Origin of the sequence: Methylopila sp. Yamaguchi, from assembly GCF_002897035.1 — a bacterium.
Lineage (GTDB): Bacteria > Pseudomonadota > Alphaproteobacteria > Rhizobiales > Methylopilaceae > Methylopila.
The window spans coordinates 330096-339418 of record NZ_BAUX01000003.1; the positions used below are offsets into that span (position 1 = coordinate 330096).

Below are 9323 nucleotides of genomic sequence, written 5' to 3' on the forward strand. Positions count from 1 at the left end.
CTGAGCCGCGACAGGAAAGACGGACCCATGCACACGATCCCGCTCGACTACGAAACGCTGCGCCTGATCTGGTGGCTGCTGCTCGGCGTCCTGCTCATCGGCTTCGCGCTGATGGACGGCTACGATCTCGGCGTCGGCGCGCTGCTGCCCTTCGTCGCCAAGACCGACGACGAGCGCCGCGTCCTGATCAACCTCGTCGGCCCGACCTGGGAGGGAAACCAGGTCTGGCTGATCCTCGGCGGCGGCGCGATCTTCGCAGCCTGGCCGCCGCTCTACGCCGCGAGCTTCTCCGGCTTCTACCTCGCGATGATCGCGATCCTGCTCGCGTTGATCCTGCGGCCGGTCGGCTTCAAGTTTCGCGGCAAGGCGCACGATCCGCGCTGGCGGGAGGCCTGGGACTGGGCGCTGTTTGTCGGCGGCTTCGTGCCCGCGCTCATCTTCGGCGTCGCGGTCGGCAATCTGTTCCTCGGGGTGCCCCACGGCTTCGACCCGACGCTGCGGCCGATCTACGAGGGCGGGACTTTCCTGAAGTTCTTCGGCCTGCTGCGCCCCTTCGCGCTGCTCGCCGGGCTCGTCAGCCTCACGATGCTCGTGGCCCATGGCGCCGCGATGATCACGCTGCGCTGCCATGGCCCGGTGACGGAGCGCGCGCGCCTGTTCGGCGCGGCGGCGGCTGCCGCCGCGCTCGTGCTGTTCGCCATTGGCGGGGGTTGGATCGCGTTGATGGACGGCTACGTCTACGCGAGCGTCGTCGATCCGCAGGGCCCGTCCAACCCCTTGGGCAAAACCGTAAGCTTGGAAGCCGGCGCCTGGCTCGGCAACTTCGCGGCGCATCCCTGGATGATCGCGGCGCCCATGGCGGCGGCGGCCGGACTGCTGCTGGCGCTCCTCGGCTTCGCCGCGCGCCGCGGCTGGACCGCGCTCGCCGGCACGAGCCTCGGCGTGGCGGGGATCATCGCGACCGCAGGGCTCGCGCTGTTCCCGTTCCTGCTGCCGTCGAACCTCGATCCGTCGCAGAGCCTGACGGTCTGGGACGCCTCGTCGAGCCAGCTCACGCTGTTCGTCATGCTGCTCGCGACCGCGATCTTCCTTCCGCTGATCCTCGCCTACACCGCCTGGGTGTTCCGGGTGATGCGGGGGACGGTCACGCCGGCCTCGATCGACCGCAATCCCAACGCCTACTGAGGACGAGCCGCCATGTGGTACTTCTCCTGGATCCTCGGGCTCGGCCTCGCCTGCGCCTTCGCGATCCTCAACGCGATGTGGTTCGAGATGCGCGAGGACCGACGCGCCCCGGACGCCCTGCGCGAGCCGTCGATGCCCCTGCGGGACTGAAGGAGCGAGGGCGGCCCTCGAGGCCGCCCTTCGCGTTTCGGCTCTGGCCGGGGGAGGGCCTCCTGGCGTAGAACGCGGCCATGGCCCTGTTCTTCCGCTCCCGCGTCGAGGATCCCGCCCGCGCCGACGCCTCCCGCCGCGTGGCCGCCTACGCCCGCGAGGCGCTGGGACTGGGCGAGGACGACGCGGTGACGGTCAGCGAGATCGCTTGCGGGGACCCCGCCTGCGGCGGCGCCGAGACCGTCATCCTCATCATGCGCGCCGGCGCCAAGACCGAGGCCGTGAAGCTCCTGATGCCGATGGCGCAGGCGAGCGCCGAGGACGTGGCCGCGGCGCTCGCCAAGGGGACGGACTGATCACGCCCTCATGCCCGCGCCTTCGCGCGGGTATCCACGATTTGAGGCGTCGACCGCTGCGGCGGCTAAGTCGTGGATACCCGGCTTCGCCGGGCATGACGGCGCGCCTGTCGAGGACGGCCGCGATCTCGCCTAACGCGTCGGAAGATCGGGCTCGGACGGGATCTCGCTTCAGCGATGCCGGGCGAGGATGGCCTGGACTTCCTCCACCAGCCGCGCCTCGGGCACGGTCACCTGCGCGGGGCGGCTTTCGGTCCACTCGGCGCGGTCGGCGATGGCGGCCGCGGCCTTGGCGCCCTCGACGAGGTCCTTGAGCGTAACCTCGCCCTTCTCGCGCTCGTCCGAGCCCTGGATGACGACGCAGGGGCTCTTGCGGCGGTCGGCGTATTTCATCTGCGCCTTCATGCCGGAGCCGCCGAGATAGACCTCGGCCTTGATTCCCGCGGCCCGCAGCCGCGCCGCGAGCGCCATCGAGTCGCCGATGCGGTCGCGGTCGAACACCAGCACGACGACCGGGCCAGTCGAGGCCTCCCCGGCCTCGCCCTTGAGCGCCCGAAGCGCCGCCTGCAGGCGGGAGACACCGATGGAGAAGCCCGTCGCCGGCGTGTTCTCCGCCATGAAACGGCCGACCAGCCCGTCGTAGCGCCCGCCGCCGCCGACCGAGCCGAACTGGATCGGCTTGCCGTCGTCGCCGGCGATCTGGAACGTCAGCTCGGCCTCGTAGACAGGACCGGTGTAGTACTCGAGCCCGCGGACGACGGAAGGATCGACCGAAACGCGGCCGTCATAGCCGGCGGCGGCGAGAAGATCGGCGATCGCCTTGAGCTCCGTCGCGCCTTCGGCGCCGACAGGCGTGGCGGCGAACTCGGCCGCGAGCGCCTCCGCCGTCTCGGCGTTGGTGGCGCGCTTGGCCTCCAGGATCGACAGAACGCGCGCGGCGCCAGCCTCGTCCAGCCCCGCGCCTTTTGTGAAGTCGCCGCTCTCGTCCTTGCGGCCAGCGCCCAGCAGCGCGCGCACCCCGTCCGCGCCCAGCCGGTCTAGCTTGTCGATCGCGCGCAGCACCGTCAGCCGGCGGCCCGCGTTCTCCTCGCCGCCGAGGCCGATCGCCTCCATCACGCCGTCGAGGATCTTGCGGTTGTTGACCTTGATGACGTAGTCGCCGCGTCGGACGCCGACGGCCTCGATCGCGTCGGCCATCATCATGCACATCTCGGCGTCGGCCGCGACCGAGGGCGCGCCCACGATGTCAGCGTCGAACTGCAGGAACTGGCGGAAGCGGCCCGGACCCGGCTTCTCGTTGCGGAACACGGGGCCGAAGCGATAGCTGCGGTAGGGCTTGGCGAGCTTCTGGAAGTTCTCGGCCACATGACGGGCGAGCGGCGCCGTCAGGTCGTAGCGCAGCGACATCCACTGCTCGTCGTCGTCCTGCAGCGAGAACACGCCGGCGTTGGGGCGGTCCTGGTCCGGCAGGAACTTGCCGAGCGCGTCGGTGTATTCGAAGAACGGCGTCTCGACCTCCTCGAACCCCCAGAGCTCATAGGTCTCGCGGATGCGGTCCGCCATGGCGCGCGTGGAGGCCAGTTCGGCCGCGCCGCGGTCGGCGAAGCCGCGCGGGGTGCGCGCCTGGGTGAGATCGGTGCGGCGGGCGTTCATCGGATGTCCACAATGCGTCGGGGGCCGTGCGGCGGCCCCGCTCCCTAGCGCAGGCGGAGGCGCTCGGCAACGGAGCGCCGCGAGCGAACGAGCCCGGCGCGTGACGGCGGCAGTTGAGACAGCAACGGGATCTATAAAACGGAGTCAGCCGAGCTTTGTTCTTGACGCCAGGCCGCGCGGAAAACACCCGCGGCCTAAGGGTCCGATAGATGCACGTATAGGTTCCATTTTCAATATCAGCACAACACTCTGTTAAAGGGTTGATGGTCATCTGATCACAAACGCAGGCGAGCGGGTTCGCCGCGCCCGTCGAATGCAATCGTCCGTTGAGGCTCGCCATGAGACGTGTGTTCTCACGTCTGCGGGCGATCAACGCGGCCGCCTCGGGCTCGATGGCGGTGGAATTCGCGCTGATCGCCCCAGTTCTGATCACGATGCTCGCGGGCGTCATCTTTTATGGCGTCTACCTTGGGGCCGCGAACAGCGTCCAACAACTGGCGGCCGACGCGGCGCGCGCCTCCGTCGCCGGGCTGAACGACGCGGAGCGTATTGCGATCGCGCGCGCGCATGTCGCCAGCGCCGCCCCAAGCTTTACGCTCATCGACCCCACGAAGACTTCGGTGACGGCGAAAGTATCTTCGACCAACCCGAATGTGTTCGAAGTCGCGGTGTCGTACGACGCGAGCAAGCTTGCGATCTGGGGCCTTCAGGGCCTGCTCCCGCTGCCGTCGAAGACGATCACGCGCTCCGCCGCGATCCAGCGCGGAGGGTTTTGACATGTGCGGCGTCCTCGGATCGGGCGGAGGCCGCCGCGCGCGGTGTTTTGGACGTTGGATCAAGGGGTTCGCCGCCGACGATCGTGGGGTCGCGGCCATCCTGACGGCCGCCTTCGGCCTCGCCGCGATCGCGTCGCTTGCGATCGGCGTCGACGTCGCGCGCGTTTTCGTGGAGCGGCGCCGGGCGCAAAGCGCGGTGGATCTGGCCGCCATCTCGGCCGCGCAGAACCTCGGCAAGGCGGAGAAAGCGGCCCGCGCGACGCTCGCCGCCAACGGACTGACGCCTCAGTCGCTGGCGGTCACGCTCGGCAACTACACGCCCGACAGCCGTCTCGCGCCGGAGGGCCGCTTTCGCGCCAACGCCACGCCGATCAACGCCGCCAAAGTCGATCTGGGCGTCAACGCGCCGCTGTTCTTCGGGAGGGCGATCTCCAAGACGCCCGCCCTGCGCGTGAAAGCCTCCGGCCTCGCGGTCAGCACGCAGTACGCGTCGTTCACCATCGGCTCGCGGCTCGCCGCGCTCAACGGCGGCGTTGCGAACGCCCTGCTGTCGGCGCTCGCGGGCGGCTCGGTCTCGCTCAGCGTGATGGACTACAGCGCGTTGGCCTCGGCCAAGGTCGACCTTCTGACCTTCCTCGACGCGCTCGCGGTCCGCACCGGGGCGACGGCCGGGTCCTACGACAAGGTGCTGGCCGCGAACGCCACGATCAGCCAGATCGCCGGCGCCCTCGCCGACGTGGGCGGCGGCGGCGCCACGACCAAGGCGACGCTGGCGCGGCTTGCGAGCGCGAAGCTGTCGAACGTCGTGAAGCTCAACCAGCTTGCGTCGCTCGGGCCGCTGGGCACGCTGAGCGTCGGGTCCAGCGCGACCGCGGGATTGTCCACGAGCGTCTCCCTTCTCGACATCTTCACCACCTCCGCGCAGATCGCGAACGGGACGAACGCGATCAACCTCGACCTCGGCCTGCAGGCGCCGGGCCTTCTCGGGCTCACGGCGTCGATCGTGACCGGCGAGCGTCCGCAGTCCTCGCCGTGGCTCTCGGTAGGACAGAACGACGTCACGGTGAGCACGGCGCAGACCCGGCTGCGCCTGATCGCTCAGGTTGGCGGCGGCATCCTTGGCGCCGCCGTGCGGCTCCCGATCGCTATCGACATCGCCTCGGGCAAGGCCCGGCTGTCGGCGGTGTCCTGCGGCCTGACGCCTGCGGCCGACGCTTCGGCCACGCTGAACGTGACGCCGTCGGTCGCCGATCTCTGGATCGGGGAGCCGACGAGCCTCGCGAACTGGAACGCGTTGAAGCCCCCGGCGATCGGGGAGGCGACGCTCGTCAACGCGTTGCTGGTCACCATCACCGGCTCGGCCCATGTGGCGGCGACAAACCTCAACGAGACGGCGGTGCCGTTCGACGCGGCGGCGATCGCGGCGCAGACGGTGAAGAGCGTCAAGACCACCGACATCGCCAAGTCGACGCTGTCGAGCCTGATCGCCGGTCTCGACCCCAAGGTCAAATTCCTCGGGATCGGGCTGTCGCCCCTCGGCTCGGAGTCCGCGGTGAAGACGCTGCTCAAAGGTCTTCTCGCGCCGGTGGCGGGGCTGGTCGACCCGGTGCTGAACACGCTGCTCGAGACGCTCGGCGTCTCGATCGGCCAGGCCGACGTGCAGGTGCGCGGCGTCCGGTGCGACGGCGCGGCGCTGGCGGGCTGATCAGCCCTTGCCGAACAGCTCGGCGATCGTCTCTTCGCCGATCGCGAAGGCGCCGGTCGCCCCGGCCCCGGAAGCGGCCACCACCACGCGGACGTTCGGCGCCGGCGCCTCGACGACCACGGGGCGTTCGGGGTTGAAGGCGTAGGTGCCGATCCAGCGCGACAGCACCGCCTTCGGGCGCTTGCCGAACACGGCCGCGAACTCTTCGAGTATCAGCTCGTCGATCGCCTGCGTCTGGAAGGGATCCGGCGTCGCGTCCACCTGCCGGCTCGCGCCGAGAACCAGCGTGTCGTCCGCCGACTGGGTCGCGATCAGGGCGACGCCATGCGCCAGATGCTCGGGCTGTTCGGTTTCGAGCCGCGCGCGCAGGGCCGAGGCTTCCGGCAGCTCTGCGAAGCCGGGGAGGCGGATCAGGCTGAGGTCGGTCGCGACCGCGCCGGGGAGCTCGAAACCCTCCTCCGGACGCACCCGCAGCATATGGCTCTTGGCGCGTACGAGGCCGGCCTTCGCGAGCGTCTCGCCGAACAGCGACCGGAAGTCGTCGCCGGGGCAGACCACGATCGCCTCGGCCTCGATCGCCCCGCGCGAGGTCGTGAGCCGCGTTTCCTCAATCGCCGTCACCGCGGTCTCCCATCGGAAAGCGACGTCGTGGGCCTCCGCCAGCCACGCCGCGATCTTCGGCATCGCGCTCTTCGCCTCCACGCGCAGCTCGTGCGGGCTCCAGAACACAGCCGACATCGCGCCCTTGAACTGGGGGAACAGCGCGTGGCCGTCCTCCGCTGTGTAGAGCGTGCAGTCCTCTCCCATCTCCGTCGCCATGAACGCCTCGAGCGCCGAGGCGGCTTCCGGACGTCGCGCCACGATGGCGAGGCCCTCGTGCTCGATGCGGACGCTGGCCTGCGCCGCGACGTCGGCCCAGACGTCGCGGGAGCGCTTCGCCCGCCGCCACGCGCCGCCCGCGGGCTGGCCGGTGACGCCGACGATCCCCGGCATCCGCACGGAGGCGCCGTTGGCGCGGCCCTCGCGGTCGACGACGACGACCCGCCGGCCGCTGCGGGCGGCCGCGAGCGCGTGGGCGAGGCCGAGAACGCCGCCGCCGACGACGGCGAGATCGAATGTGTCGGGCATCATGGGGTCCGGATGAAACGCCGGCGACGCTGGCCCCATCCCGGAGCGCGCGTCAAGCCGGGCCCGGCGCGCGGCTGGGCGCGAGCCGGCGCCTCCGGCGCGTCGCCGGCGCCATCCCGAGGGTGTCAGACCGGCGAGGAGCCCCCGGCGGCCCAGCGCTCGCGCTTGCGGTAGATCGTGGAGGGGCTGAGCTCGAGGGCGGCCGCCGCCTTGGCGAGGTTGCCGCCGCAGACGTCGATCGCGCGCTCGATGATCCGGCGCTCCGTGACGTGGAACGGCTCGATCGGCGCGTCGGCCATTGGCGCGGCGGCGGCCGGACGCGGCGGCGCTGCCGCCCGCACCTCCGCCGGCAGCATCTCCGCCGTCACCACATCGCCGTCGTCGAGCACGACGGCGCGGCGGACCACGTTCTGCAACTCGCGGACGTTGCCGGGCCAGGCGTAGGCGCGGATCAGGTCGAGCGCCTCAGGGGCGAACCCGGTGAAGCTGCGGTCCTCCTCCGCGGAGAACCGGGCGAGGAAGGTTTCCGCCAGCAGCGCCACGTCGTCGCCGCGCTCGCGCAAGGGAGGCAGCCGGATGGGAAGCACGTGCAGACGGTAGAACAGGTCCTGCCGGAACCGGCCGGCGGCGATTTCGGCGTGCGGGTCGCGGTGAGTGGCGCACACGATGCGGATGTCGGCGCGGCGCGCCCTGGCCTCGCCGACCCGGCGGAACTCGCCCGTCTGCAGCACGCGCAGCAGCTTGGCCTGCAGCGCCATCTCCATCTCGCCGATCTCGTCGAGGAACAGCGTGCCGCCGCTGGCGGCCTCGGCCGCGCCGATGCGGTCCTCGCTCGCGCCGGTGAAGGCCCCGCGGACGTGGCCGAAGACCTCCGACTCCATCAGCTCGCGTGGGATCGCGCCGCAGTTCAGCGCCACGAAGGGCTTGTCCGCGCGGCCGGAACGGGCGTGGATCGCCTCCGCGCAGAGCTCCTTGCCGACCCCGCTCTCGCCGAGGATGAACACCGGGGCGCGGGAGGGGGCGATGCGGTCGATCTGACCGTAGAGCTCCCGCATGGCGGGCGACTGGCCGACGAAGCCGTGGGCGGCCTCCGTTCTGGCCGCCGCCGGCTGCGGCTCCTTCCGCTCGGCGAATCGCAGGGCGAGCCGGCGGGCGAAGCCGTCGGGCGTGTAGGGCTTGAGGACGAAGTCGATCGCGCCGCGGCGCATGGCCTCGACGGCGAGGCTGACGGAGCCCGCGCCGCTGGTCGCGATCACGATGACGCCGCTCGCCGCGAGGGCGTCGACGACGTCGAGCGCGTCGCGGTTCGGAAGGTCGACGATGGCGTAGGCGGGCGCGCGGCGTCCGGGGGCGGCGGGTAGGTCCCGCGCGCCGATCGCGGCGGTCACCTCGCCGCCGGCGGTGGCGACCGCGACGGTCGCGACCCGCAGCGAGGCCGCGTCGTCGTCGACGAGCAGCACCTCGGGCCGAGCCTGAGGGCGGCCGCCGCTCCAGTCGCTTAAGCGCGGCTCAGCCATGCCATGCCCTGCAAACCTCGATCCGCCGGGGCGCGCGGGAACCGCGCGCCGATGCGTCACCTTGGCGAAACAGGGTAAACGAAAGGTGAGCGAGAGCCGCGCTTCAACCGGTGACGGCGAGCTGCGCGTCGTAGCCGGCCGCCTCGATCGCGGCGATCGCCTCCTCGGCGGTGAGGGTGGTGTCGGCGGACACCCGACGGGCGACGCGGTTGACCACCACGACCGCGTCGGGATCGCGCGCGGACAGCGCGGACTGGACGGATTTCGAGCAGCCGTCGCAGGTCATGCCGGACACGTCCAGAACGATCATGGGTCTCTCCTTTCCCGCTCTTCGACCGACGCTGGCGGCCGTCTTCGCCACATCATGTGGGGAACCGCCGCTCGGACGACGACGGGTTGGCCGCGGAATCGCGAATCTGCAATGGTCGCCAAGGCCTTTTGCCCGGATGACGCCAATGTTCAAGCCCGCCGATGTCTTCGTCGCCGTCGCCATGACGGTGACGGCGGCGTGCGTCGCCGTCATGGCGAGCTTCGGCCTGAACTTCGGTCTCGCCGAGGGCATGCTCGTCGGGCTCGCCGCGCTGGCGGGTATGGCCGTGCTCCACATGGCCTTCGCGCGCGCGCCGGGCGCCGAGCTCGAGCGTGTCGACGACCTCGACCGCGTGGTGACCGAGCTCCAGAGCCGGATCGAGACTCTGGACGTGCGGCTCTCGACCCTCGACGCGGCGGTCTCCGACCGCGCCAAGGCCGCGACCCGGCCGCTGGTCGAGGAGATCGCGGCGCTCGGCGGCCTGGTGACCTCGGTCGCCAAGGAGGTCGCCAAGCACGACGCGGCGTTGATGCGGCTCAAGAC

At 71.1% G+C, this 9323-nt stretch carries 9 protein-coding genes and 1 pseudogene; 6 read left to right on the plus strand and 4 right to left on the minus strand.

Annotated features, from left to right (window positions below; genetic code table 11):
* The first annotated feature begins 27 nt into the window (after positions 1 to 27).
* The 3 genes from cydB (at position 28) to METY_RS05810 (ending at position 1691) form a co-directional block, all read left to right on the plus strand.
* Complete coding sequence (cydB, locus tag METY_RS05800) at positions 28 to 1185, plus strand: cytochrome d ubiquinol oxidase subunit II (RefSeq protein ID WP_103120427.1); 1158 nt, start codon at positions 28 to 30, stop codon at positions 1183 to 1185.
* A gap of 12 nt (positions 1186 to 1197) precedes the next feature.
* The gene (cydX, locus tag METY_RS05805; protein ID WP_103120428.1) at positions 1198 to 1335 is read left to right on the plus strand and encodes a cytochrome bd-I oxidase subunit CydX; all 138 of its coding nucleotides are present in this window, start codon (positions 1198 to 1200) and stop codon (positions 1333 to 1335) included.
* Between the two features lie 80 nt (positions 1336 to 1415).
* The gene (locus METY_RS05810) at positions 1416 to 1691 is read left to right on the plus strand and encodes a hypothetical protein (protein WP_103120429.1); all 276 of its coding nucleotides are present in this window, start codon (positions 1416 to 1418) and stop codon (positions 1689 to 1691) included.
* 171 nt (positions 1692 to 1862) lie between these two features.
* Here METY_RS05810 and hisS read toward each other — a convergent pair whose 3' ends face one another.
* The gene (gene hisS, locus METY_RS05815) at positions 1863 to 3344 is read right to left on the minus strand and encodes a histidine--tRNA ligase (RefSeq protein ID WP_103120430.1); all 1482 of its coding nucleotides are present in this window, start codon (positions 3342 to 3344) and stop codon (positions 1863 to 1865) included.
* A 338-nt stretch (positions 3345 to 3682) separates the two neighbouring features.
* Between hisS and METY_RS05820 the strand changes: the two genes are divergently transcribed.
* Both METY_RS05820 and METY_RS05825 read left to right on the plus strand, forming a co-directional pair.
* Complete coding sequence (locus tag METY_RS05820) at positions 3683 to 4120, plus strand: TadE family protein (RefSeq protein ID WP_103120431.1); 438 nt, start codon at positions 3683 to 3685, stop codon at positions 4118 to 4120.
* Between the two features lies 1 nt (position 4121).
* Positions 4122 to 5825, plus strand: coding sequence for a TadG family pilus assembly protein (locus METY_RS05825; RefSeq protein ID WP_103120432.1), 1704 nt, complete (start codon positions 4122 to 4124; stop codon positions 5823 to 5825).
* Here the strand turns inward: METY_RS05825 and METY_RS05830 are convergent, their stop codons facing one another.
* From METY_RS05830 to METY_RS05840, 3 genes are all read right to left on the minus strand, one after another.
* The gene (locus METY_RS05830) at positions 5826 to 6953 is read right to left on the minus strand and encodes a TIGR03364 family FAD-dependent oxidoreductase (protein ID WP_103120458.1); all 1128 of its coding nucleotides are present in this window, start codon (positions 6951 to 6953) and stop codon (positions 5826 to 5828) included.
* Positions 6954 to 7078: 125 nt separating this feature from the next.
* A complete protein-coding gene (locus METY_RS05835) occupies positions 7079 to 8470 on the minus strand; it encodes a sigma-54-dependent transcriptional regulator (protein WP_244593527.1) in 1392 nt (463 codons plus the stop codon).
* Positions 8471 to 8573: 103 nt separating this feature from the next.
* Positions 8574 to 8780 carry a heavy-metal-associated domain-containing protein gene (locus METY_RS05840; protein ID WP_103120433.1) on the minus strand — a complete coding sequence of 69 codons (207 nt, stop codon included), beginning with the start codon at positions 8778 to 8780 and terminating at the stop codon, positions 8574 to 8576.
* Positions 8781 to 8925: 145 nt separating this feature from the next.
* Here METY_RS05840 and METY_RS05845 point away from each other — a divergent pair.
* Positions 8926 to 9323 (plus strand): annotated as a pseudogene (locus METY_RS05845) (hypothetical protein); the annotation flags it as partial.